Source organism: Klebsiella sp. JB_Kp031, from assembly GCF_040064295.1.
GTDB lineage: Bacteria > Pseudomonadota > Gammaproteobacteria > Enterobacterales > Enterobacteriaceae > Klebsiella > Klebsiella quasipneumoniae.
The window spans coordinates 316056-340745 of the sequence record NZ_JBEAJW010000040.1; the positions used below are offsets into that span (position 1 = coordinate 316056).

General features: G+C 56.3%; 28 protein-coding genes. 20 read left to right on the forward strand and 8 right to left on the reverse strand.

Features of this window, described 5'->3' with window-relative positions; all coding sequences use genetic code 11:
• Positions 1–218 precede the first annotated feature (218 nt).
• Complete coding sequence (locus ABLV64_RS21230) at positions 219–1541, forward strand: cytosine deaminase (RefSeq protein ID WP_004202190.1); 1323 nt, start codon at positions 219–221, stop codon at positions 1539–1541.
• Here ABLV64_RS21230 and tsgA read toward each other — a convergent pair.
• Complete coding sequence (gene tsgA, locus ABLV64_RS21235) at positions 1538–2725, reverse strand: MFS transporter TsgA (protein WP_348842980.1); 1188 nt, start codon at positions 2723–2725, stop codon at positions 1538–1540. The genes ABLV64_RS21230 and tsgA overlap by 4 nt on opposite strands.
• 276 nt (positions 2726–3001) lie before the next feature.
• On the opposite strand from tsgA, the gene ppiA reads away from it, so the two are divergent.
• The 5 genes from ppiA to ABLV64_RS21260 all read left to right on the forward strand — a co-directional run bounded on the left by ppiA (position 3002) and on the right by ABLV64_RS21260 (position 6340).
• Positions 3002–3571, forward strand: coding sequence for a peptidylprolyl isomerase A (ppiA, locus tag ABLV64_RS21240; protein WP_002920238.1), 570 nt, complete (start codon positions 3002–3004; stop codon positions 3569–3571).
• 104 nt (positions 3572–3675) lie between these two features.
• On the forward strand, positions 3676–3843 hold the full coding sequence (locus tag ABLV64_RS21245; RefSeq protein WP_004202194.1) for a YhfG family protein: 168 nt from the start codon (positions 3676–3678) through the stop codon (positions 3841–3843).
• The gene (locus ABLV64_RS21250) at positions 3833–4435 is read left to right on the forward strand and encodes a putative adenosine monophosphate-protein transferase Fic (protein WP_004202195.1); all 603 of its coding nucleotides are present in this window, start codon (positions 3833–3835) and stop codon (positions 4433–4435) included. The genes ABLV64_RS21245 and ABLV64_RS21250 overlap by 11 nt, the downstream gene beginning before the upstream one ends.
• 31 nt (positions 4436–4466) lie before the next feature.
• Positions 4467–5030 carry an aminodeoxychorismate synthase component 2 gene (gene pabA, locus ABLV64_RS21255; RefSeq protein ID WP_004202196.1) on the forward strand — a complete coding sequence of 188 codons (564 nt, stop codon included), beginning with the start codon at positions 4467–4469 and terminating at the stop codon, positions 5028–5030.
• Positions 5031–5119: 89 nt separating this feature from the next.
• On the forward strand, positions 5120–6340 hold the full coding sequence (locus ABLV64_RS21260; RefSeq protein ID WP_004202198.1) for an aspartate aminotransferase family protein: 1221 nt from the start codon (positions 5120–5122) through the stop codon (positions 6338–6340).
• Here ABLV64_RS21260 and ABLV64_RS21265 read toward each other — a convergent pair.
• Together ABLV64_RS21265 and crp are read right to left on the reverse strand one after the other, a co-directional pair.
• Positions 6330–8408, reverse strand: coding sequence for a YccS/YhfK family putative transporter (locus tag ABLV64_RS21265; protein ID WP_032456678.1), 2079 nt, complete (start codon positions 8406–8408; stop codon positions 6330–6332). The genes ABLV64_RS21260 and ABLV64_RS21265 overlap by 11 nt on opposite strands.
• 51 nt (positions 8409–8459) lie before the next feature.
• Positions 8460–9092: a cAMP-activated global transcriptional regulator CRP gene (gene crp, locus ABLV64_RS21270; protein WP_000242758.1), complete on the reverse strand. Its 633-nt coding sequence runs from the start codon at positions 9090–9092 to the stop codon at positions 8460–8462.
• Positions 9093–9398: 306 nt separating this feature from the next.
• Here crp and ABLV64_RS21275 point away from each other — a divergent pair, with 306 nt between their 5' ends.
• Positions 9399–9803, forward strand: coding sequence for an OsmC family protein (locus tag ABLV64_RS21275; protein WP_004202200.1), 405 nt, complete (start codon positions 9399–9401; stop codon positions 9801–9803).
• Between the two features lie 55 nt (positions 9804–9858).
• Here the strand turns inward: ABLV64_RS21275 and ABLV64_RS21280 are convergent, their stop codons facing one another.
• The 4 genes from ABLV64_RS21280 to ABLV64_RS21295 form a co-directional block, all read right to left on the reverse strand.
• On the reverse strand, positions 9859–10728 hold the full coding sequence (locus ABLV64_RS21280; RefSeq protein ID WP_004202201.1) for a phosphoribulokinase: 870 nt from the start codon (positions 10726–10728) through the stop codon (positions 9859–9861).
• 36 nt (positions 10729–10764) lie between these two features.
• Entirely contained in the window at positions 10765–10983 is a 219-nt protein-coding gene (locus ABLV64_RS21285) for a YheU family protein (RefSeq protein ID WP_002920151.1), read from the reverse strand.
• Positions 10980–11978, reverse strand: coding sequence for a hydrolase (locus ABLV64_RS21290; protein ID WP_072140368.1), 999 nt, complete (start codon positions 11976–11978; stop codon positions 10980–10982). Before ABLV64_RS21290 ends, ABLV64_RS21285 begins: the two co-directional genes overlap by 4 nt.
• A gap of 226 nt (positions 11979–12204) precedes the next feature.
• The gene (locus ABLV64_RS21295; RefSeq protein ID WP_186384518.1) at positions 12205–14109 is read right to left on the reverse strand and encodes an ABC transporter ATP-binding protein; all 1905 of its coding nucleotides are present in this window, start codon (positions 14107–14109) and stop codon (positions 12205–12207) included.
• 173 nt (positions 14110–14282) lie between these two features.
• Between ABLV64_RS21295 and kefG the strand changes: the two genes are divergently transcribed.
• From kefG to slyD, 4 genes are all read left to right on the forward strand, one after another.
• Positions 14283–14846, forward strand: coding sequence for a glutathione-regulated potassium-efflux system ancillary protein KefG (gene kefG, locus ABLV64_RS21300; RefSeq protein WP_004202208.1), 564 nt, complete (start codon positions 14283–14285; stop codon positions 14844–14846).
• Positions 14833–16638, forward strand: a complete 1806-nt coding sequence (gene kefB, locus ABLV64_RS21305; protein ID WP_348842981.1) for a glutathione-regulated potassium-efflux system protein KefB — start codon at positions 14833–14835, stop codon at positions 16636–16638. The genes kefG and kefB overlap by 14 nt, the downstream gene beginning before the upstream one ends.
• Before the next feature lie 11 nt (positions 16639–16649).
• Positions 16650–16850, forward strand: a complete 201-nt coding sequence (locus tag ABLV64_RS21310; protein WP_002920143.1) for a YheV family putative zinc ribbon protein — start codon at positions 16650–16652, stop codon at positions 16848–16850.
• A gap of 93 nt (positions 16851–16943) precedes the next feature.
• On the forward strand, positions 16944–17537 hold the full coding sequence (slyD, locus tag ABLV64_RS21315; protein WP_004202213.1) for a peptidylprolyl isomerase: 594 nt from the start codon (positions 16944–16946) through the stop codon (positions 17535–17537).
• A 57-nt stretch (positions 17538–17594) separates the two neighbouring features.
• Here slyD and ABLV64_RS21320 read toward each other — a convergent pair whose 3' ends face one another.
• A complete protein-coding gene (locus ABLV64_RS21320; protein WP_002920136.1) occupies positions 17595–17813 on the reverse strand; it encodes a protein SlyX in 219 nt (72 codons plus the stop codon).
• A 222-nt stretch (positions 17814–18035) separates the two neighbouring features.
• Between ABLV64_RS21320 and fkpA the strand changes: the two genes are divergently transcribed.
• The 9 genes from fkpA to ABLV64_RS21365 all read left to right on the forward strand — a co-directional run.
• The gene (gene fkpA, locus ABLV64_RS21325; RefSeq protein ID WP_004202215.1) at positions 18036–18866 is read left to right on the forward strand and encodes an FKBP-type peptidyl-prolyl cis-trans isomerase; all 831 of its coding nucleotides are present in this window, start codon (positions 18036–18038) and stop codon (positions 18864–18866) included.
• Between the two features lie 168 nt (positions 18867–19034).
• Entirely contained in the window at positions 19035–19757 is a 723-nt protein-coding gene (locus tag ABLV64_RS21330) for a transcriptional regulator (RefSeq protein WP_002920130.1), read from the forward strand.
• The gene (gene tusD / locus ABLV64_RS21335) at positions 19757–20143 is read left to right on the forward strand and encodes a sulfurtransferase complex subunit TusD (protein ID WP_004202218.1); all 387 of its coding nucleotides are present in this window, start codon (positions 19757–19759) and stop codon (positions 20141–20143) included. Before ABLV64_RS21330 ends, tusD begins: the two co-directional genes overlap by 1 nt.
• Positions 20143–20502, forward strand: coding sequence for a sulfurtransferase complex subunit TusC (gene tusC / locus ABLV64_RS21340; protein ID WP_348842982.1), 360 nt, complete (start codon positions 20143–20145; stop codon positions 20500–20502). The genes tusD and tusC overlap by 1 nt, the downstream gene beginning before the upstream one ends.
• Positions 20503–20509: 7 nt before the next feature.
• On the forward strand, positions 20510–20797 hold the full coding sequence (gene tusB, locus ABLV64_RS21345; protein WP_004202221.1) for a sulfurtransferase complex subunit TusB: 288 nt from the start codon (positions 20510–20512) through the stop codon (positions 20795–20797).
• A gap of 124 nt (positions 20798–20921) precedes the next feature.
• Positions 20922–21296, forward strand: a complete 375-nt coding sequence (gene rpsL / locus ABLV64_RS21350) for a 30S ribosomal protein S12 (protein ID WP_002920115.1) — start codon at positions 20922–20924, stop codon at positions 21294–21296.
• Positions 21297–21392: 96 nt separating this feature from the next.
• Positions 21393–21863, forward strand: coding sequence for a 30S ribosomal protein S7 (gene rpsG, locus ABLV64_RS21355; RefSeq protein ID WP_002920113.1), 471 nt, complete (start codon positions 21393–21395; stop codon positions 21861–21863).
• A gap of 96 nt (positions 21864–21959) precedes the next feature.
• Positions 21960–24074, forward strand: coding sequence for an elongation factor G (fusA, locus tag ABLV64_RS21360; protein WP_004202222.1), 2115 nt, complete (start codon positions 21960–21962; stop codon positions 24072–24074).
• A gap of 69 nt (positions 24075–24143) precedes the next feature.
• The coding region (locus ABLV64_RS21365; protein WP_101991359.1) for a GTP-binding protein at positions 24144–24690 on the forward strand (547 nt) is incomplete at its 3' end.

Below are 24690 nucleotides of genomic sequence, written 5' to 3' on the forward strand. Positions count from 1 at the left end.
TATTACCGCCTACCTTAACGATTCAGCCATCAGGCTTATTGATGCAAATCAATGACAACTTCACCTACCACTTAATGGGTATATAATTGATTTGTCTGTATTTTTCTAAGTTGTGGAAAACGCTGACTTTTCCTTTTTGCTGATTTTGTGTACAAGAATTGGGTGGGTCGCGATTGGGGTTGAGTAGAAAACAAGCCGTATTGAATGGAGAGGTTGATATGACAGCAGCGCCGCTTTGGTTGATTCAGAACGTACGCCTGGCAGACCGCGACGGCCTGTGGCAGATAGCGATAGATAAGGGGCGCTTTGGCGAGATCACGCCGATGGGGGAGGCGCGGGACGAAAGCTACGAAGTGTTGAACGCTCGCGGCGGGCTGGCGATCCCGCCTTTTATTGAGCCGCATATCCATCTGGATACCACCCAGACGGCCGGCGAGCCAAACTGGAACCAGTCCGGCACTCTGTTTGAGGGGATTGAGCGCTGGGCGGAGCGGAAAGCGCTGCTCAGCCATGAAGACGTTAAAGCCCGGGCGTGGAAAACCCTCAAGTGGCAGATCGCCAATGGCGTGCAGTTTGTCCGTACCCATGTCGATGTCTCCGATCCGACGTTGACGGCGCTGAAGGCGATGCTGGAGGTCAAACAGGAGGTGGCGCCATGGGTCGAGCTGCAGATTGTCGCTTTTCCGCAGGAGGGGATCCTCTCTTACCCCAACGGCGAGGCGCTGCTGGAAGAGGCCCTGAAGCTGGGGGCGGATGTCGTTGGGGCGATCCCGCACTTTGAGTTCACCCGTGAATATGGGGTGGAATCGCTGCATATCGCTTTCCGACTGGCGCGGAAATATGACCGCCCGCTGGATATTCACTGCGATGAAATTGACGACGAACAGTCGCGCTTTGTGGAAACCGTTGCCGCGCTGGCGTTAAAAGCGGGAATAGGGCCGCGGGTGACGGCCAGCCATACCACCGCCATGCACTCCTATAATGGCGCTTATACCTCGCGCTTGTTCCGCCTGCTTAAGCTCTCCGGCATCAATTTTGTCGCCAATCCGCTGGTCAATATTCATCTGCAGGGCCGGTTTGACGACTACCCGAAGCGACGAGGCATTACCCGGGTGAAGGAGCTGATGGCGGCGGGGATCAACGTTTGCTTTGGTCATGATGATGTCTTTGACCCGTGGTACCCGCTGGGGACCGGTAATATGCTGCAGGTCCTGCATATGGGGCTCCACGTTTGCCAGCTGATGGGCTACCAGCAAATTAACGACGGCCTGCAGCTTGTCACCGACAACAGCGCCCGCACGTTTGGCCTGACGGATTACGGCATCGTCAGCGGCAATCCGGCTAACCTGATCATTCTGCCGGCGGAGAATGGCTTTGAGGCGGTACGCTGCCAGGTGCCGGTGCGCTGGTCAATTCGCGAGGGAAGGGTGATTGCGACCACCCAACTGGCGCAAACCTGGATCCAGACCGACCGCGGTGGCGAGGAGCTTTCTTTTATGAGAAACAGCCCCCTTGCGGACGCAAAGGGGCCGAAGGCTTAGTGAGACGCCGCCTGAGCGTTGTTCTGGCGGTGACGGGAGACGAAGCCGAGGATAAAGCACATCACGAACACCACGGCGTAGAGGCCGTTAGCGGTGTGCAGCGCGGCCAGCGGACCGCTGGCTGCCACAATCGGGCCGGTGACCACGAAAGTCAGCATGGTGCCGATGGTGCCGCAGGTGAGGATAAAGTTCACCAGCTTTGGTGAAGCGACTTTAGTTTGCTGCGAACCGAGCGTAATGATCGAGGTGTAGATGGCGCTGGAGAAGAAGCCCAGGGTCAGAATAAACCACGGCATATGCTCCGGCGAACCATTGATAAACAGGTACATCAGCACCGTCGCGAGGCCGGCGAGGACGGTTAAGATGCGCTGCAGGTCGAAGAAGCGCAGGATAAAGCTGAATGACCACATGCCGATCATGTAGGACATCCAGAAATCGCTCACCAGCTTACCGGCATCGCCGAGGCTCATGCCAAGGCTCTTGGCATATTCCGGTACCCAGGAGATAAAGCCCAGCTGACCGAGGATATAGCACAGCGCCGCGACGGAGAGTAACAGCACGCCGATGCCCCACTTCTCTTTCACCACCGGCTGGCTGTTTTCGCTCTGCGCTTTTTTGCCGAGTACCGGGAAGTCACAGCCGAATGTCAGGACGAAAATAGCGACATACACCAGACCGATACAGGCGTAGACCCAGTACCACTCGATGCTGCGCGCCAGCAGGACTGCGGCGACCATCGGGAAAATCATTCCCGCCATGCTAAAGAAGGAGTCGGTAAACAGCAGACGCGCCCCGCGCTGACGGCCTTCATACATATGGGTGATCAGGAAGGTCCCGATCGACATGGTGATCCCGCTCACCAGGCCGAGAACGAACATTGATGCGGAGAACAGCGCCAGGCTGTGGCTGAGCATCAGGCCGGCCACCGCCAGCACCATCAAAATAAAGCCAAAACGCAGCTGAGTTTTCAGCGGCACGATCTCCATCAGCCAGGCATTGAGGAAGATGGAGATCAGAATACCGGCGTTCAGAAAGGTAAAGGTGTTGCTCATACTGGAAACGGGCAGATGGAAATAATCCGCAATGTTACCCATCACCATCCCGGTGACGATCACCAACGCGCCGGTCAGGGCGTAGGAGAAGAAGCTGATCCATGTGAGCTTAATACGGTTGCTGTTAGTCATGACTGGCCTGTGAATAGAAAGGTAAAGCGCGTTGACGCCGCGCCGGGCGGACAGATTTTAGTCGTTCAGGTGATGTAATTAAATGTTTATTGTGAAATACGTTATCTTTTGCATGTTTTAATGTGACTTGAATCACGTTTTTTCGACGCCAGAGAGAACGTTTGCGCGGTTACAATTATTACAGCTAAGTAAAATTTGGTAAAAGGCTGGCCCAGGATGCAAAGGCTCTTTAGAATCAAGGCACTCGCTTTTATTCTGCTCCGTTAAGGATTTTCCATGCTCAAATCAACACTGGCGGCGATGGCTGCCGTTTTCGCCATTTCAGCGTTCTCCCCGGCCATGGCGGCAAAGGGCGATCCGCATGTGCTGCTGACCACCTCGGCAGGTAACATTGAGCTTGAGTTAAACAGCCAGAAAGCCCCGATTTCCGTGGATAACTTCCTGAAGTACGTTAACAGCGGCTTCTACAACAACACTACCTTCCATCGCGTGATCCCGGGATTCATGGTGCAGGGCGGCGGCTTCAACGAGCAGATGCAGCAGAAACAGCCTAACCCGCCGATCAAAAATGAAGCAGACAACGGCCTGCGCAACACCCGCGGCACCATCGCCATGGCGCGTACCGCCGATCAGGATAGCGCCACCAGCCAGTTCTTCATCAACGTGGCGGATAACGCCTTCCTCGACCATGGCCAGCGCGACTTTGGCTATGCGGTGTTTGGCAAGGTAGTGAAAGGCATGGACGTTGCGGATAAGATCTCCCAGGTTCAGACCCATAACGTCGGCCCATACCAGAATGTGCCGACTAAACCGGTTGTTATCCTCTCTGCGAAAGTGCTGCCCTAATCTTCCCACGGCGCGGTAGTCTATCGCCGCGCCGGTTGCCTCCCGGCATAACCTGTAATTGCTGCTTATACTTGTGGCACACAGGGGACGATAAGGGGGCGACGATGCGTCCACTCACCGATAAGCAAAAATCCCGACTCTGGGAACAGACACGTAATAGCAATTTTCAGGCCAGCCGTCGCCTCGAAGGCGTATCGGTGCCACTGGTTACGCTGACTGCCGAGGAGGCGCAGGCGCGCCTCGCGACGCTGCGGAGGGAGTATGAGCGATAAATTTGGCGATGAACGCGATCCTTACCTCTATCCGGCCCTGAACGTCCTGCGCAACCGCCTCGGCATCCGCCAGGCCAACACTCTGCAGCAGGCTGCCCTGGAGATGACATCGCTGCGGGCGGCTACCCTGCCGCTGGGTCCGCGGGTGCGCGGCTTACCCTATCTGTGCGCTATTCATCATCAGCTGTATCAGGATCTGTTTGACTGGGCGGGTAGGCTGCGTGAAGTGAACCTCTACCTGGGCGATACGCCGTTCTGTCACTTTGCCCGCATCGAAGAGGAAGGGAACGCCCTGATGCAGGCCCTGGAGCAGGAGGATTATCTCTTCGGCCTGCCGCGGGATACCTTTATCGAACGCCTGAGCTGGTTCTATGGTGAAATTAATGTGCTGCACCCTTTTCGTCTCGGCAATGGCCTGACCCAGCGCATTTTCTTTGAACAGCTGGCGATACATGCCGGCTACCTTCTTGACTGGCGTGACGTCGATCCTGCCGCCTGGAGCACCGCCTGCCAGCAGGGCGCGATGGGCGATCCGGACCCGCTGGCGGCGATCTTTCGCAAAGTGGTAAGCGAAGCGCGGGAATCTGAGTAGAATAGCCCGGTTTGATTGTTCCGGAGCCGCTATGATCCTGCTTATCGATAACTATGACTCTTTCACCTGGAATCTGTATCAGTACTTTTGCGAACTGGGGGCGGAAGTGCTGGTCAGGCGCAACGATGCGTTGACGCTGGAGGAGATAGCGTCGCTGGCGCCGGAGAAGATGGTGATTTCGCCCGGTCCCTGTACGCCGGATGAAGCGGGGATTTCCCTCTCAGTAATCCGTCACTATGCAGGAAAAACGCCGCTGCTGGGCGTCTGCCTCGGGCATCAGGCGATAGCCCAGGCGTTTGGCGCGACCATTGTGCGGGCGGCGCAGGTGATGCATGGAAAAACTTCGCTTATCGAGCATAACGGCGAAGGGGTGTTTCAGGAGCTGAATAATCCTCTGACGGTGACCCGCTATCATTCGCTGGTGATTGACCCGCCGACGCTGCCGCCTGAGTTTATCGTCACCGCCCGCAGCGCCAGCGGTGAGATCATGGGGATTCGTCATCGCGACTGGGATCTCGAGGGCGTGCAGTTCCATCCGGAAAGCATCCTTAGCGAACAGGGCCATCAATTGCTGGCGAACTTTATTAAGCGGTGATTTCGGTTGCCATTGACTGACTTTTTATGCATATTTTGTGATTATATTATCATAATCATATCTGCATAACGAAGAGGGATGGGCAAGACATGGCAACTGAACAACCGGCAATCACCCGCGCCACATTCGATGAAGTTATTTTGCCAATTTATGCACCGGCAGAATTCATCCCGGTAAAGGGGAAAGGCAGCCGCGTCTGGGATCAGCAGGGCAAAGAGTATATTGATTTCGCCGGCGGTATCGCGGTGACGGCGCTGGGCCATTGCCACCCGGCGCTGGTGGCGGCGCTTCACGAGCAGGGCGAAACGCTGTGGCATACCAGCAACGTCTTTACCAATGAGCCAGCGCTGCGCCTGGGACGTAAGCTTGTCGATGCCACCTTCGCCGAGCGAGTGGTGTTTATGAACTCCGGTACCGAAGCCAATGAAACAGCCTTTAAGCTGGCGCGTCACTATGCGGTGACCCGCCATAGCCCATATAAAACCAAAATCATCGCCTTCCATAACGCTTTTCATGGCCGCTCTCTGTTTACCGTCTCGGTCGGTGGGCAGCCGAAGTACTCCGATGGTTTCGGCCCTAAACCGGCGGATATTGTCCATGTTCCCTTCAACGACCTGCAGGCGGTAAAAGCGGTGATGGATGACCACACCTGCGCGGTGGTGGTGGAGCCGATTCAGGGCGAAGGTGGCGTGACGGCAGCAACGCCGGCGTTCCTGCAAGGACTGCGCGAACTGTGCGATCAGCACCAGGCGCTGTTAGTCTTTGATGAAGTGCAGTGTGGTATGGGGCGTACCGGATCGCTGTTCGCCTATATGCACTATGGCGTAACCCCGGATATTCTCACCAGCGCGAAAGCGCTGGGCGGCGGTTTCCCGGTCAGCGCCATGTTGACCACCCACGAGATCGCCAGCGCCTTCCATGCCGGTTCCCATGGGTCAACCTACGGCGGCAACCCGCTGGCCTGCGCGGTCGCCAACGCCGCTTTCGATCTGATCAATACTCCGGCGGTGCTGGATGGCGTGAACGCGAAACGCGAACTGTTCGTCAAACACCTGCAGCAGCTGGATGCCGAGTTTGATCTGTTCAGTGATATTCGCGGGATGGGCCTGCTGATTGGCGCCGAACTTAAGCCGCAGCACAAGGGCCGCGCGCGCGATTTCCTCTATGCCGCTGCGGAAGCCGGCGTCATGGTGCTTAACGCCGGGCCGGACGTGATGCGTTTTGTTCCCTCGCTGATCATCGAAGAGCAGGATATCGCCGAGGGGATGGCGCGCTTTGCCCAGGCAGTGGCAAAGGTGATTAACGGCTGATCTTCCGTAGCCAGATGCCATGATGCGGCCGCTGACGCCATGCTACAGACGAGATAGTGTGCATGGTGTTCAGATGGCCCAGAATGCGTTGCAGATGCTGCTCCAGGGTGCTTAACGGACCGATCGGCACCTCGCTTTCCGGTGACTCCATAATATTGACATCCCCTGTGCTGCCGGGGCCATCGCTGTCCAGCCGCTGCTGACAGCGCTGCAGGGCAATCTCACAGGATTCGAGATAGCGCTGGGCAAGATCCGGGGTGAGCATCGTATGCTCCCGGGCCAGGGTGGTCATGGCGTTGATATGTTCGACGATAAACTGGCTGTGCGTCACCCATAGCTTCATATCTTCCAGGTAGTGGGTATTGAACCCCGGCTCCTGCATCGCCTGATTCAGGGAGTTGTAGAGCGCGTTGTGCGCCTGATTAACGCGCATACGTTGATAGGCCAGCGCGGGCGCTTTGGGATCGGGGCTGAGGATCAGGCGAATCGCCTGCTGGTCGGCCTCCAGCGCATCGTGGGCGTTTTTTTTCAGCAGGCCGCTCTGCCACTGCGGCCACAGCCAGACCATCCCGCCGAAGGCGATTAGGCAGCCGATCAGCGTGTCGATCAGCCGGGCGATAATAAACTGTTCGCCGTTGAGCGTCAGCAGCTGCAGGGTATATACCGCCGTCACCGTAAAGCCCACCATCGCCCAGCCATAGTGTTTGCGGATAATCAGATAGCTGAGCAGTGTGATCAGCAGCATCCCGCTCAGGGTGTAGCTCTCCGGAACGTGAAAGTGCAAGGTCAGCCCGGCTATGATCAGGCCGGCGAGCGTCCCCGCCGCCCGGTGGACAATACGAACCCGCGTGGCGCCATAGCCATTCTGGGTAACAAAGAGCACCGTCATCAGGATCCAGTAGGGCTTCGGCAAATGCAGGGCGTTGCCCATCAGGCTGGCGATGCTCAGCATCACGCTGATGCGGGCGGCATTGCGCAGCGCGGGCGATTTCAGCGACAGATAGTTTTTTAGCGCGGGAAACAGCGGTAAACGACGCTCTTTGTCAGCCATCAGATCCCGGGCATACAGCGGGCGCTGGGTATGCAGCACCCGGGCGATGCGGCTGAAGTGCCAGGCGCAGAAGTGGCCGACCGGGTTGTCCGGATGCTGGCGGGCGATCTTTTCCAGGGCGCCGATCTGTTTATCCATCTGGAAGCGCTGCGGAAAGCGATGATAGAGCATGTCATCCGCCAGCACCCGCAGACGGGCGGCGACGGTCTGCGCGTTCCAGCGGATCACCGCTTCGGCATGGCTGCGTTCTACCAGTTTTTGCACCTCTTCCGGCTGATGCAGGCTGACCGAAATATGCTCCTGTAGATCCAGCCCCATCTGGAACGCCCGCAGAAGACGTTTGTGGTCGTTACGTTGGTTGGCGGCCAGCATATGCATCTGCTGATAGCACTGGGTGATTAAATCGACCACCTTCTGCTGGCGGATGAGCAGCGGCGGCAGGGCGGTCGAGGGATCGGTATGCTGGGTCAACAGGCTATATTTGGCTTCGCAATAATTGGCCAGTTCCCGGTAGAGCAAACTGAGCGACTCCCGCAGCGGCTGTTCACGCCACAGCCAGAACCAGAACCAGTTAAACACGCCGTACCATAGCGTGCCGAAGGCGTAGATCAGCAGCGGCTCCCAGATGGGCATATTGCCCGCCAGGCTGAGAGTAAAAATGGCGGCGATCAGCGACGCGGGCAGCAGGCGCGCGTGCAGCGAACTGATCTCCGCGGTGACGCCGAGCAATAGCGCCAGGCCGCTGAGAATAAGCGGCAGAGGAATCGCCTGGGCGAGCAGCAGCTGCACCACCAGGCTGCATCCGGCAAACAGACAGCCGCCGATAATCAGACGTTTAAAAAAGCGCTTATGCGGGGTGTCGAGGCCGGCGATGTTGCAGCAGGCGGGGACTAAGGAGAACAGGAGCCCCTGCTGGAGATGGCCGAGCAGAAGACCGATGGCCACAGGCAGACACAGCACCAGCGTTTGCCGCAGTGCATAGTTAACTTCCGGGTGGTAAATCAGCCTGCGCCACATGAGGGAAAAACAAAAACGGCGTACTGCAGGAGCAATACGCCGCTTAGCAACTTAACGGGTACCGTAGACGACGATAGTTTTACCGTGGGCGGAAATCAGGTTCTGATCTTCCAGCATTTTCAAAATACGGCCAACGGTTTCACGAGAGCAGCCGACGATCTGACCAATTTCCTGACGGGTAATTTTAATTTGCATACCGTCCGGGTGGGTCATGGCATCGGGTTGCTTCGCCAGGTTCAGCAGCGTCTGGGCGATACGGCCCGTCACGTCGAGGAAGGCGAGGTTGCCCACTTTCTCAGACGTCACCTGCAGACGGCGAGCCATTTGCGAAGAGAGACGCATCAGAATGTCCGGGTTCACCTGGATCAGCTGACGGAATTTCTTATAAGAGATTTCGGCCACTTCACATGCGGTTTTCGCCCGTACCCAGGCGCTACGCTCCTGACCCTCTTCAAACAGGCCTAATTCACCGATGAAATCGCCCTGGTTGAGGTAGGAGAGGATCATCTCTTTACCTTCTTCATCCTTGATGAGTACAGCCACGGAGCCTTTAACGATGTAGTACAGCGTTTCTGCTTTCTCACCCTGGTGGATCAGCGTGCTCTTTGATGGGTACTTATGAATGTGGCAATGAGACAAGAACCATTCAAGGGTAGGGTCTGTTTGCGGTTTGCCAAGCACCATGCGCGGTTATCCTCTGTTATAAGCTATCTCCGGGCGCCGACACTACACGGCGTCCGGGCATGCAATCGTATTGTTTCCCTATACCTGGGAAGCTGGCTGATGATTTTTCGACAGCCCGTAATGTGAACTCCTCTGCATACATGCAGTACATCAATGTATTACTGTAGCATCCAGACTGTTTTAGCATAGCTTTCGCCGCATGTCTCCTGGTGTCTCGCTTCAGCATGACGCAGGTCGCCTTCCGTTGCGAGAATTGTTATGTGCGCGTAATCTGACAAGAATATTGCGATACTGGAGTTAAATTTTATGCAAGCGCGTGTGAAATGGGTTGAAGGGTTAACCTTTATCGGGGAGTCCGCGTCAGGACACCAGATTCTGATGGATGGCAACTCCGGGGATAAGGCGCCCAGTCCGATGGAAATGGTGCTGATGGCGGCGGGCGGTTGCAGTGCGATCGATGTGGTCTCCATTTTGCAAAAAGGTCGCCATGAGGTGACTAACTGCGAAGTGAAGCTGACCTCTGAACGCCGGGAAGAGGCGCCGCGCCTGTTCACGCATATTAATCTGCACTTTATCGTCACCGGTAAGGCGCTGAAAGATGCCGCGGTCTCCCGTGCGGTGGATCTGTCGGCAGAGAAATACTGCTCGGTGGCGCTGATGCTGGAAAAAGCGGTGAAGATCACCCATTCCTATGAAGTGATCGAGGCGTAGTCTTCGCCTGCTGTTGTGAATTTTCTTAACCCCGGCCTGGCCGGGGTTTTTTCTGTTAGCCGATCTTGCGGCCTTCCATCAGGCGTTCGACCAGCGGCGCCATAATAAGCTCCATCGCCAGCCCCATTTTACCGCCCGGCACCACCAGAGTGTTCATGTGCGAGATAAACGAGCCCTGTAGCATCGCCAGCAGCCAGGGGAAGTCGATGTTCTGCAGATTGCGGAAATGGATCACCACAAAGCTCTCGTCCAGAGAGGGGATCGCTTTCGCGGCAAACGGGTTGGAGGTGTCCACCGTCGGCACGCGCTGAAAGTTGATGTGGGTGCGGGAAAACTGCGGGGTGATGAAGTTGATGTAATCTTCCATCGATCGGACGACGGAGTCCATCACCGCCTCCCGGGAGTGGCCGCGCTCGCTGGTGTCGCGAATGAGTTTCTGTATCCACTCGAGATTAACGATAGGCACGACCCCGACCAGCAGGTCGACATGGCTGGCGACATCATGCTGCGGCGTGACAACCCCGCCGTGCAGCCCCTCATAGAACAGCACGTCCGTCGGCTCCGGCAGCGGCTGCCACGGGGTGAAGGTTCCCGGCACCTGATTCCACGGCACGGCTTCGTCATAGGTGTGGAGGTATTTACGCGACTGACCTTTGCCATGGCGGCCATAGTCGACAAAGGTCTGTTCCAGCAGACCGAAGTCGTTCGCCTCCGGGCCAAAGTAGCTGATATGTTTGCCCTGATCCCGCGCTTTGCGGATCGCCATGTCCATTTCCGGGCGGGTGTAGCGATGAAAGCTGTCGCCTTCCACCTCCGCAGCGTGCAGATTTAGCTGCGCGAAGATTTTGCGAAAGGCGAGGCTGGTGGTGGTAGTGCCCGCGCCGCTGGAGCCTGTGACGGCGATCACCGGATGTTTGGCAGACATAACAACTCCCTGGTTAAACGATGTAGTGGCGTCGCCTTAGCCGTTAAACAGCGCGCGCGGCATAATATTGACCGTCTCATGCAGTTCCGACCACACGAGGACTGCCTCTCCGCGTTTCAGCTGCTGTTTTACATCGGCGACTTTATCGGCAAGTGAACGTTCATGTTCACCATAATCGGTGCCTTCACGTAACACAAAGCTTTCAATCAGGTTATCCAGCGTTTCGGGATCCAGATCCTGCCAGGGAATAATCATACGGGAACCTCCAGCCAGCGGTTTAACCAGTCGGGAATGCGTCTTTCCAGCCACATCTCCGGTTTACGCAGGGTGCCGCCGACGAAGCCAACGTGGCCGCCTTGTTCAGTCAATTGATACTCGACGTTCGCCGGCAGTTGTTCCTGCGGGGGAATGGAATGGTGGTCCATAAACGGATCGTCTTTCGCGTGAATGATGAGCGTCGGCTTAGTGATATCGCTGAGCCGCGGCATGGCGCTGCATTGCCGGTAGTAATCCAGCGCATCGGCAAAGCCATGGATTTTGGCGGTGATCATATCGTCAAATTCCCGGATGCGGCGCATCCCTTTGAGCTGACGTAAATCGACGGGCAGCGAGCCAGGATACGCTTTCAGCTTGCGTGAGGCGTTGGCTTTTAACAGATTGAGCAGGTAGCGCTGATAAACCCGCGAGAAGCCCTTATCCATATGATAGCTGCAGGCTTCCAGCATGAAAGGCGCGGAGACGATCACCGCCGCATCCAGCGGGCAGCGGTCGCCTTCTTCTGCCAGCAGGCAGCCCAGCATATTGCCGCCCAGCGAATAGCCGACGGCGGCGGTCGGCGCGGGGCCAAACTCGCGCTGCAGCCAGTGCAGAAACCAGGTGCCATCTTCCGTTTCGCCGGAGTGATAGATGCGGTGATTGCGGTTAGGTTCGCCGCTGCAGCCGCGAAAATGCATGACTACGCCAAGCCAGCCGCGCTGCATCGCCGCGTGGATCAGTCCATGGGCATACGGGCTGTGCAGACTCCCTTCCAGACCATGAAAGACGACGAGGCGCGGCTTGTGGCACGCCTGGTGCGGGTCTTCGCTCCAGGCGAGATCGACAAAATCGCCGTCTGGCAGCTCAAGGCGCTGCCAGTGCGGGGTAAAGCGCAATTTACGGCGGATCAGCCGCGGCAGCATGGTTTGCAGATGACGATTGCCCACGCCGCGCATGGGATGGAACTCACGCGAATCGTTTTCGGGGGGCGTCATGTCTGTGGGGATGATTTCAACCATAGCACCAGAATAATTAATAAACGTGATGATGACTATACCGCGCAGGGCGCGCAGGAGTTAGCCAATATGTGGTCTTGTGGCCAGTGACGCCAGGTTACACCACAACAAACCATTGATGTCACTGATGGCCAGACCGCGAGGGCGGGCAGAAATACACTCTGCCCGCGCCGTAGTAGGCGCAGGCAGAATGATGACGCGGCGATTAGCCTTCCTGAAGCATGCGCTCCAGCTGCTCCTGTGCCTCCAGCCAGGCCATTTCGCACTCCTCCAGCCCGGATTTCGCGCTGGCCTGCTGCTGCAGGCATTCAGTTAGTTCTGCTTTACGCGAGGCGTCGTAGAGTTCGCTGTCGCCAAGTTTCTCTTCTGCACTGGCCAGCTGCGCGTTGAGCTTATCCATCTCTTTTTCCAGACGGGCGATCTCTTTGCGCAGCGGTTGGGTCTGGCTGCGTAGCTCCGCTTCCCGACGCTTCTGGTCTTTGCGCGCTTGCGCGCTGTTGCCGCTCTCTTTTGGCGCGTCGCCGCTCTGGGACTCCTGTTTTTGCGAGTCGCTGAGCCACTGCTGATAATCTTCCAGATCGCCGTCGAACGGTTCGACTTTGCCATCGTGGACAAGGTACAGATCGTCGGTGGTGGAGCGGATCAGGTGGCGATCGTGCGATACGACCACCAGCGCCCCTTCAAAGTCGATCAGCGCTTCGGTTAAAGCCTGACGCATATCGAGGTCGAGATGGTTGGTCGGTTCGTCGAGCAGCAGCAGGTTAGGGCGCTGCCAGACGATCAGGGCCAGCACCAGACGCGCCTTTTCTCCACCGGAGAAGCGGCGGGTCTCTTCGCTGACCTTATCGCCCTGGAAACCAAAGCCGCCCAGATAATCGCGCAGCTTCTGCTCCAGCTCCTGCGGCGCCAGGCGCGCCAGATGCTGCAGCGGCGACTCATCGGCGCGCAGAAACTCCAGCTGATGCTGGGCGAAGTAGCCGAGCTTGATGCCTTTGGCGAGGCCGATCTCCCCGCTTACGGGCTGGAGTTCGTCAGCCAGGAGCTTAATCAGCGTCGATTTCCCGGCGCCGTTGCGGCCCAGCAGACCGATACGCGACCCCGGCACCAGATTGAGCTTGATGGAGTCGAGGATAATACGCTCGCCATAGCCGGCGCTGACTTTCTCCATCTTCAGCAGCGGGTTAGGCAGGCTCTCCGGCTGGCGGAAGCTGAAGTGGAACGGGTTATCCACGTGCGCCGGGGCGATGAGCTCCATCCGCTCCAGCATTTTAATACGGCTCTGCGCCTGCTTGGCTTTGGTGGCTTTGGCGCGGAAGCGATCGATATAGCTTTGCAGATGCGCGACACGCTGCTGCTGGCTTTCGTACATCGCCTGCTGCTGAGCGAGCCGGGTGGCGCGCTGCACTTCAAACGAACTGTAGTTGCCGGTGTACTCAAACATCGTCTGCTGTTCGATGTGGATAATTTTGTCGACGATAGGATCGAGGAAATCGCGATCGTGGGAGATCAGGATCAGCGTCCCCGTGTAGCCCTTCAGCCACTTCTCCAGCCAGATCACCGCATCAAGGTCGAGGTGGTTAGTCGGTTCATCGAGCAGCAGCAGATCGGAGCGGCAGATCAGCGCCTGCGCGAGATTAAGGCGCATACGCCAGCCGCCGGAAAAATCGCTGACCGGCCGCTCAAGCTGTTCATTGCTGAAACCCAGGCCGTGCAGCAGGCTGGCGGCGCGGGAGCGGATGGTCCAGGCGTCGATGGCGTCCAGCTTGCCGTGAACGGTGGCGATGGCATGGCCGTCGTTGCGCTCGTTAGCCTGCTGGAGCGCGGCTTCCAGCTGGCGATATTCACGATCGCCGTCAATGACATAATCGATTGCCGGCTGCGGCAGGGCCGGGGTTTCCTGATTCACCCAGGCCAGCTGCCAGTTGCCGGGAAAGGTCATACTGCCGCCGTCAGCGCTTATCTCGTTTTTCAAAAGCGATAGCAGCGTCGATTTCCCGCAGCCGTTTTTCCCCACCAGACCGACCTTCTGGCCAGGGTTGATGGTAGCGGTGGCGTTGTCCAGCAGGACGCGTACGCCGCGACGAATTTGTAACGAGGAGAAAACAATCATAAGGCGCCGTATGTTCAGACTATGTTAATTTGTCATTATGATAATGTAGTTTGGAAGCGAATCGCTTCACCGGGCCGCCATGGTAGCCCAAAACGAAGACGATACACAAAGTCATTCTGGCTGTGTCAAAAAGCCGGGGCTGTGCAGGCCGTCAGAAGACCTACGGGAGGGGAATGATGTCTCAGACAGCGAAAGTGTTGCTGCTGTATGCCCACCCAGAATCTCAGGATTCCGTGGCCAACCGGGTTTTATTACAACCCGCCTTACAGTTGCCGAACGTCACCGTGCACGATCTCTACGCGCACTATCCGGATTTTTTTATCGATATTGCTCACGAACAGGACCTGCTGCGCCAGCATGAGGTGATTGTTTTCCAGCATCCTTTATATACCTGGAGCTGTCCTGCGCTGCTCAAAGAGTGGCTGGATCGTGTCTTAAGCCGCGGCTTCGCCAGCGGCGCCGGAGGGAACGAACTGGCGGGAAAGTACTGGCGCAGCGTGATCACCACCGGCGAACCAGAGAGCGCTTACCGTCGCGATGCAAATCGCTATCCGATGAACGATATTCTGCGTCCTTTTGAACTGACCGCCGGTATGTGCCGTATGCACTGGATGAGCCCCATTATCGTCTACTGGGCCCGGCGGCAGCAGCCAGAGGAGCTGCGCAGCCGCGCCCTGGCCTATCGGGACTGGCTGGCCAACCCCCTAGCCGCCGGAGGTGTCCATGGCGGGATTTGATCTGCTGCTGGCGGGGGTGCTGTTTTTGTTCGCGGCCGTCATCGCTGTCCCTCTGGCTTCAAGACTGGGGATTGGCGCGGTGCTGGGCTATCTGCTGGCTGGGATCGCCATTGGCCCTTGGGGGCTCGGGTTTATCAGCGATGTGGATGAAATTCTCCATTTCTCTGAACTCGGCGTGGTGTTTCTGATGTTTATCATCGGCCTGGAGCTCAATCCCGCTAAGCTATGGCGGCTGCGAAGCTCCATCTTCGGCGTTGGCGCGGCGCAAGTGATGCTCAGCGCGGCGATCCTCGGCGGTCTGTTGATGACGACAGGGTTTTCATGGCAGGCGGCGGTGGTCGGCGGGATTGGCCTGGCGATGTCCTCTACCGCGATTGCACTGCAGCTGATGCGCGAGAAGGGAATGAGCCGCAGCGAATCAGGGCAGTTAGGCTTTTCGGTCCTGCTGTTTCAGGATCTGGCGGTGATCCCGGCGCTGGCGCTGGTGCCTCTGCTGGCTGGTTCCGCGGATGAGCATGTGAACTGGCTGACGGTCGGCATGAAGGTCCTGGCGTTTGCCGGGATGCTGATTGGCGGTCGCTATCTGCTGCGGCCGGTGTTCCGCTTTATCGCCAGCTCCGGGGTCAGGGAAGTGTTCACTGCCGCCACGCTGCTGCTGGTCCTCGGATCCGCCCTGTTTATGGAGGCGCTGGGGCTGTCGATGGCGCTGGGTACCTTTATCGCCGGCGTGCTGCTGGCGGAAAGCGAGTATCGCCATGAACTGGAGATCGCCATCGATCCGTTCAAGGGGCTGCTGCTTGGGCTGTTCTTTATCTCCGTCGGTATGGCGCTGAACCTTGGCGTGCTGTACACCCATCTGCTGTGGGTGGCGGTGAGCGTGGCGGTGCTGGTGGCGGTAAAAATGCTGGTGCTTTATCTGCTGGCCCGTCTCTATGGCCTGCGGAGTTCCGAACGTATGCAGTTTGCGGGCGTATTAAGCCAGGGCGGCGAGTTCGCGTTTGTCCTCTTTTCGCTGCCCGCCTCGCAGCGGTTGTTCCAGCACGACCAGATGGCGCTGCTGCTGGTGGCCGTCACCTTGTCGATGATGACCACGCCGCTGCTGATGAAAGGGATCGATAAGATACTGTCGCGACGCCTGAATCCAGCGGAGGATACCGATGAAGCGCCGTGGGTAGAGGACGATAAACCGCAGGTGATTATTGTTGGCTTTGGCCGTTTCGGCCAGGTCATCGGTCGCCTGCTGATGGCTAATAAGATGCGTATTACGGTGCTGGAGCGAGACATCAGCGCGGTAAATCTGATGCGCAACTATGGCTATAAAGTCTATTTTGGTGACGCTACCCAGCTGGAGCTGCTGCGCTCGGCAGGGGCGGAGGAGGCGCAGTCGATCGTCATTACCTGTAATGAGCCGGAAGACACCATGCGGCTGGTGGAGATGTGTCAACAACACTTTCCACATCTGCACATCCTGGCCCGCGCTCGCGGGCGCGTCGAGGCGCATGAGCTGCTGCAGGCCGGCGTGACGCAGTTTTCTCGTGAGACTTTCTCCAGTGCGCTTGAGCTGGGGCGTAAAGCCCTCATTACCCTGGGGATGCATCCTCACCAGGCCCAGCGCGCGCAGCTGCACTTCCGACGCCTCGATATGCGAATGCTGCGTGAGTTAATGCCGGTGCATACTGATACGGTACAGATATCACGCGTGCGGGAAGCCCGGCGCGAACTGGAAGAGATTTTTCAGCGCGAAATGCAGAAAGAGAGCCGGCAGCTGGACGGCTGGGACGAGTTTGAATAAAGGTAAATCATATGGCAGTGCGTAAACGTTTTATTGCCGGGGCGAAATGTCCGGCGTGCCAGGCGCAGGATTCACTGGCGATGTGGCGTGAGAATAATGTCGATGTTGTTGAATGCGTTAAGTGCGGTCATCAGATGCGTGAGGCGGATAAAGAGGCCCGTGAGCATGTACGCAAAGAGGAGCAGGTGATTGGCATTTTTCATCCCGACTAGCGTTATCCGTCGGCTTTTTTTAAGCTAAAGGGTACACGGCAGCAGAATTCCGCTACAATCTGCGCCACTATTCTTCCCATCTCAGGAGATATCATGAAAGTAGCAAAAGACCTGGTGGTCAGCCTGGCCTATCAGGTACGTACAGAAGACGGTGTGTTGGTTGATGAGTCTCCGGTAAGCGCGCCGCTGGATTACCTGCACGGTCACGGCTCCCTGATTTCCGGTCTGGAAAACGCGCTGGATGGCCACGAAGTGGGCGATAAATTTGACGTAGCCGTCGGCGCTAACGACGCTTACGGTCAGTATGACGAAAACCTGGTGCAGCGTGTACCGAAAGACGTCTTCATGGGCGTTGATGAACTGCAGGTTGGCATGCGCTTCCTGGCGGAAACCGATCAGGGTCCGGTACCAGTAGAAATCACTGAAGTTGAAGACGACCACGTTGTGGTTGATGGCAACCACATGCTGGCAGGCCAGAACCTGAAATTCAATGTGGAAGTTGTCGCCATCCGCGAAGCGACCGCTGAAGAGCTGGAGCACGGTCACGTGCACGGCGCGCATGGTCACGATCACGACCACGATCATGGTCACGATGGCTGCTGCGGCGGTCACGGTCACGACCACGATCATGGCCACGACCATGGTAAAGGCGGCTGCGGCGGCCACGGTGGCTGCGGCTGCCACTAATCTTTGCGCCTAGGCACGAAGATGACAAAAAGCGGGGAAACCCGCTTTTTTTACGCCTCAATAGTGCGGCGGTGGCGTTTCTTCAGCCTGGGAGGCGATATGGGAGGGTTGGGTCGCCTTCAGCTTCTCGATCATCAGACGCATATGCTCCCGCATCTTCGCCATCTCGATCTCGTGGGCGGTCACGGTTTTGTTGAGGTCTTCGATGGTGATTTCCTGAAACGCCAGCCGGCTTTCCAGCTCCGCAAGGCGCGTTTCTAATGTGCTATCGTGCATGGGTAACCTCTTTAGTCTGATCCTGCGGGCGGATTCTACTTAAGTTTCCCCCGGCGCGCAGCATCGCTGCGTCCTACAGGAAACTTATTCATACAAAAATAGTCCTAAAAGAGGCGATATTCAGGAACGTCCGTATGTAGATTTTAACGGCGACGTTCTATAGTACGTTTTTTGCTTTTTACGATAACCTTGGGGTGAGAGGCCCCGGCCCTGGAGAAATGGATGAAATCACTGTTTAAAGTAACGCTGCTGGCGACCACAATGGCCGTCGCCCTGAATGCACCGCTGACCTTTGCTGCAGATACCGCGGCGAAAGCAGCCCCGGCGGCTGAGAGTAAATCGGCATTTAAAAATGACGATCAGAAATCAGCCTATGCGCTGGGCGCGTCCCTGGGGCGTTACATGGAAAACTCCCTGAAAGAACAAGAAAAACTGGGCATTAAGCTGGATAAAGCCCAGCTGATCGCCGGCGTACAGGACGCGTTTGCCGATAAGAGCAAACTGTCCGACCAGGAGATCGAACAGACTCTGCAGGCCTTTGAAACACGCGTGAAGACCGCAGCTCAGCAGAAAATGGAAAAAGACGCTACTGAGAACGAAACCAAAGGTAAAGCTTTCCGTGACAGCTTTGCCAAAGAGAAGGGCGTGAAAACGTCTAAGACTGGCCTGCTGTATAAAGTCGAGAAAGAAGGCACTGGCGATGCGCCTAAAGACAGCGACACCGTGGTGGTTAACTACAAAGGTACGCTGATCGACGGCAAAGAGTTTGATAACTCTTATACCCGCGGCGAGCCGCTCTCTTTCCGTCTCGACGGGGTGATCCCGGGCTGGACTGAAGGCCTGAAGAACATCAAGAAAGGCGGCAAAATCAAGCTGGTCATTCCGCCAGATCTGGCCTACGGCAAAACCGGCGTCCCGGGGATCCCGGCCAACTCCACGCTGGTCTTTGATGTAGAGCTGCTGGATATCAAACCGGCGCCGAAAGCAGATGCTCAGCCGGAAGCCGCTGGCGATGCGAAAGCCGCAGACGCGAAAGCTGACGCTAAGAAGTAATCGGGTTCAGGCCGCCGTCTCGTCAGAGGCGGCGGCTTTTTTATTGCGCGCAGATATAATTAAAACTGGAAAGATCCTCAGGCGCTGTATTACTTTAGATAGCTTAATAATGATGATGAGCCTGCCCTGACAATAACGACAGGCTCCTGAAAAGGAGTGCTTTTTTTCATGTCCAGGTCGCTTTTAACCAACGAAACCAGCGAGCTTGACCTGCTGGATCAACGTCCCTTTGACCAGACCGATTTCGATATTCTTAAATCTTATGAAGCGGTGGTGGACGGGTTGGCGATGCTCATCGGTTCGCACTGTGAAATCGTGCTGCATTCTTTGCAGGATCTGAAATGCTCTGCCATCCGTATCGCCAATGGTGAACATACCGGCCGCCAAATCGGTTCACCGATTACCGATCTTGCGCTGCGCATGCTGCACGATATGACGGGCGCCGATAGCAGCGTTTCCAAATGCTACTTTACCCGCGCCAAAAGCGGCGTCCTGATGAAGTCGGTGACGATTGCCATCCGCAACCGCGATCACCGGGTGATTGGTCTGTTGTGCATCAACATGAATCTGGATGTGCCGTTTTCGCAGATCATGAGCACCTTTATTCCACCAGAAACGCCTGAGGTTAACTCGCCGGTGAACTTTGCTTCCTCGGTTGACGATCTGGTCGCCCAGACTCTGGAATTCACCATCGAAGAGGTGAATGCCGATCGCAGCGTGTCGAACAATGCTAAAAACCGTCAAATCGTGCTGAATCTCTACGAGAAAGGGATCTTCGATATTAAAGACGCCATTAACCAGGTGGCCGATCGTCTGAATATCTCCAAGCACACCGTCTACCTCTATATTCGCCAGTTCAAAAGCGGTGATTTCCAGGGGCTGGATAAGTAATGCGTTTTGCCCTCACGGTGACCGGACCTGCCTATGGCACGCAGCAGGCGAGCAGCGCCTGGCAATTTGCTCAGGCCGTGCTGCAGGAAGGCCATGAGCTGGCGTGCGTTTTTTTCTATCGCGAAGGCGTGCTTAACGCTAACCAGTTGACGGCGCCCGCCAGCGATGAGTTCGATCTGGTGCGCGGGTGGCAATCCCTCCACAATGAGCACGGCGTCGCGCTGCATATCTGCGTGGCGGCCGCCCTGCGTCGTGGCGTAACGGACGAACGCGAAGCGCAACAGCTCGCTCTGCCTGGCCATAATCTGCAGCCGGGTTTTACGTTAAGCGGACTTGGCGCGCTGGCCGAAGCGGCGCTCACTTGCGATCGGATGGTACAGTTCTGATGAAACGTGTGGCTTTCGTTTTTTCTTCCGCACCGCACGGCAGCGCCGCCGGCAGGGAAGGCCTCGATGCCTTATTAGCCACCTCCGCCCTCACCGACGAGATTGGCGTGTTTTTCGTAGGCGACGGCGTGTTTCAGCTGTTGCCCGCCCAGCGGCCTGGTGCTGTGCTGGCCCGCGACTACATCGCCACCTTTAAACTGCTGTCGCTATACGATATCGACCAGTGCTGGCTGTGCGCCGAGTCGGCGCGAGAGCGCGGCCTGGATCCCACGACCCCGTGGGTGGTGGATGCCGAATGCCTGGCGCCGGATGCCCTGCGCGCCCGTCTGCATGAATTTGATGTGATTTTGCGTTTCTGAGGCCCCCATGCTCCATACGCTCAGTGTTTCTCCCTGGCATGCCGATATCGCAGCAATGCTTCGCTTGATGGAGCAAGGTGACGATCTGTTACTGCTGTCTGATGGCGTCGCGGCGGCTATCGCCGGCGGCCGCTTCCTTGAGATCCTGCAATCCGCCCCCATAACCCTTTACGTGCTGCAAGACGACGTTGACGCCCGCGGGCTAACTGGTCAAATTGCGGACAGTGTCGGCAGGGTTAGCTATACTGATTTCGTCAGACTCACAGTCAAACATGCCGGTCAGTTGGCCTGGTGATGGCGGGATCGTTGTATATTTCTTGACACCTTTTCGGCACCGCCCTAAAATTCTGCGTCCTCATAATATATGAGGCGATTTATTACGTGTTTACGAAGCAAAAGCTAAAACCAGGAGCTATTTAATGGCAACAATTAACCAGCTGGTACGCAAACCACGCGCGCGCAAAGTTGCAAAGAGCAACGTGCCAGCGCTGGAAGCCTGCCCGCAGAAACGTGGCGTATGTACTCGCGTATATACCACCACTCCTAAGAAACCGAACTCCGCACTGCGTAAAGTTTGCCGTGTGCGTCTGACTAACGGTTTCGAAGTCACCTCCTACATCGGTGGTGAAGGTCACAACCTGCAGGAGCACTCCGTGATCCTGATCCGTGGCGGTCGTGTTAAAGACCTTCCGGGTGTTCGTTACCACACCGTTCGTGGTGCGCTTGACTGCTCCGGCGTTAAAGACCGTAAGCAGGCTCGCTCCAAGTACGGCGTGAAGCGTCCTAAGGCTTAATGGTTCTCCGTTAAGTAAGGCCAAACTGATTTATCTTAATGTCATACTAAACTCTTAGAGTTTTGGACAATCCTGAATTAACAACGGAGTATTTCCATGCCACGTCGTCGCGTCATTGGTCAGCGTAAAATTCTGCCGGATCCGAAGTTCGGATCAGAACTGCTGGCTAAATTTGTCAATATCCTGATGGTAGATGGTAAAAAATCTACTGCAGAAACTATCGTATACAGCGCGCTGGAGACCCTGGCTCAGCGTTCTGGTAAATCTGAACTGGAAGCCTTCGAAGTTGCGCTCGAAAACGTGCGCCCGACTGTCGAAGTTAAGTCCCGCCGCGTAGGTGGTTCTACTTATCAGGTTCCAGTTGAAGTTCGTCCGGTCCGTCGTAATGCCCTGGCAATGCGTTGGATCGTTGAAGCTGCTCGTAAACGCGGTGATAAATCCATGGCTCTGCGCCTGGCGAACGAACTCACTGATGCTGCAGACAACAAAGGTACTGCAGTTAAGAAACGTGAAGACGTTCACCGTATGGCCGAAGCCAACAAGGCGTTCGCTCACTACCGTTGGTAATCCCTTCGGAGTCATAGTCACCAGGCGGGCGCTTCAGATGAGTCGCCCGCTCTGGATAACTTAACTGAACGCCTAAAGAAATAAACGAGGAATCAAATGGCTCGTACAACACCCATCGCACGCTACCGTAACATCGGTATCAGTGCGCACATCGACGCCGGTAAAACCACTACTACCGAACGTATTCTGTTCTACACCGGTGTAAACCACAAAATCGGTGAAGTTCATGACGGCGCCGCTACCATGGACTGGATGGAGCAGGAGCAGGAACGTGGTATCACCATCACTTCCGCTGCGACTACTGCATTCTGGTCTGGTATGGCTAAGCAGTATGAACCGCACCGTGTAAACATCATCGACACCCCGGGGCACGTTGACTTCACTATCGAAGTAGAACGTTCCATGCGTGTTCTTGATGGTGCGGTAATGGTTTACTGCGCAGTTGGTGGTGTTCAGCCGCAGTCTGAAACCGTATGGCGTCAGGCAAACAAATATAAAGTTCCGCGCATCGCGTTCGTTAACAAAATGGACCGCATGGGCGCTAACTTCCTGAAAGTTGTTGGTCAGATCAAAACCCGTCTGGGCGCGAACCCGGTTCCGCTGCAGCTGGCAATTGGTGCTGAAGAAGGTTTCACCGGCGTTGTTGACCTGGTGAAAATGAAAGCCATCAACTGGAACGATGCAGACCAGGGCGTAACCTTCGAATACGAAGATATCCCGGCTGACATGCAGGACCTGGCTGACGAATGGCACCAGAACCTGATCGAGTCCGCAGCTGAAGCTTCTGAAGAGCTGATGGAAAAATACCTGGGTGGTGAAGAACTGACTGAAGAAGAGATCAAAAAAGCTCTGCGTCAGCGCGTTCTGAACAACGAAATCATCCTGGTAACCTGTGGTTCTGCGTTCAAGAACAAAGGTGTTCAGGCGATGCTGGATGCGGTAGTTGACTACCTGCCATCCCCGGTTGACGTTCCGGCGATCAACGGCATCCTGGACGACGGTAAAGATACTCCGGCTGAGCGTCACGCAAGCGACGACGAGCCGTTCTCTGCACTGGCGTTCAAAATCGCTACCGACCCGTTCGTGGGCAACCTGACCTTCTTCCGCGTGTACTCCGGTGTGGTTAACTCTGGTGATACCGTACTGAACTCCGTGAAAGCTGCACGTGAGCGTTTCGGTCGTATCGTACAGATGCACGCTAACAAACGTGAAGAGATCAAAGAAGTTCGCGCGGGCGACATCGCTGCTGCAATCGGTCTGAAAGACGTAACTACTGGTGACACCCTGTGTGACCCGGATGCGCCGATCATTCTGGAGCGTATGGAATTCCCTGAGCCGGTAATCTCCATCGCCGTTGAGCCGAAAACCAAAGCTGACCAGGAAAAAATGGGTCTGGCTCTGGGTCGTCTGGCTAAAGAAGACCCGTCTTTCCGCGTATGGACTGACGAAGAGTCTAACCAGACCATTATCGCCGGTATGGGTGAGCTGCACCTCGACATCATCGTTGACCGTATGAAGCGTGAATTCAACGTTGAAGCGAACGTCGGTAAACCTCAGGTTGCTTACCGTGAAGCGATTCGCGCGAAAGTTACCGATATCGAAGGTAAACACGCCAAGCAGTCTGGTGGTCGTGGTCAGTACGGTCACGTTGTGATCGACATGTACCCGCTGGAGCCGGGCTCTAACCCGAAAGGTTACGAGTTCATCAACGACATCAAAGGTGGTGTAATTCCTGGCGAATACATCCCGGCCGTTGATAAAGGCATCCAGGAACAGCTGAAAGCTGGTCCGCTGGCAGGTTACCCGGTAGTTGATATGGGTATCCGTCTGCACTTCGGTTCTTACCACGACGTTGACTCCTCTGAGCTGGCGTTTAAACTGGCTGCGTCTATTGCCTTTAAAGAAGGCTTTAAGAAAGCAAAACCAGTTCTGCTTGAGCCGATCATGAAGGTTGAAGTAGAAACTCCGGAAGAGAACACTGGTGACGTTATCGGTGACTTGAGCCGTCGTCGCGGTATGCTGCGCGGTCAGGAATCCGAAGTAACCGGCGTTAAGATCCACGCTGAAGTACCGCTGTCCGAAATGTTCGGTTATGCAACTCAGCTGCGTTCTCTGACCAAAGGTCGTGCATCATACACCATGGAATTCCTGAAGTATGATGATGCGCCGAACAACGTTGCTCAGGCCGTTATTGAAGCCCGTGGTAAATAATCCACAGGATTAAAACCTAAGTCCCGTGCTCTCTCCGAAGGGGAGAGCACTATAGTAAGGAATATAGCCGTGTCTAAAGAAAAATTTGAACGTACAAAACCGCACGTCAACGTTGGTACTATCGGCCACGTTGACCATGGTAAAACTACCCTGACTGCTGCCATCACTACCGTTCTGGCTAAAACCTACGGTGGTTCCGCTCGCGCATTCGACCAGATCGATAACGCGCCGGAAGAAAAAGCTCGTGGTATCACCATCAACACCTCTCACGTTGAATATGACACCCCGACTCGCCACTACGCGCACGTAGACTGCCCGGGCCACGCCGACTATGTTAAAAACATGATCACCGGTGCTGCGCAGATGGACGGCGCGATCCTGGTTGTTGCTGCGACTGACGGCCCGATGCCGCAGACTCGTGAGCACATCCTGCTGGGTCGTCAGGTAGGCGTTCCGTACATCATCGTGTTCCTGAACAAATGCGACATGGTTGATGACGAAGAGCTGCTGGAACTGGTTGAGATGGAAGTTCGTGAACTGCTGTCTCAGTACGATTTCCCGGGCGACGACACCCCGATCGTTCGTGGTTCTGCTCTGAAAGCGCTGGAAGGCGACG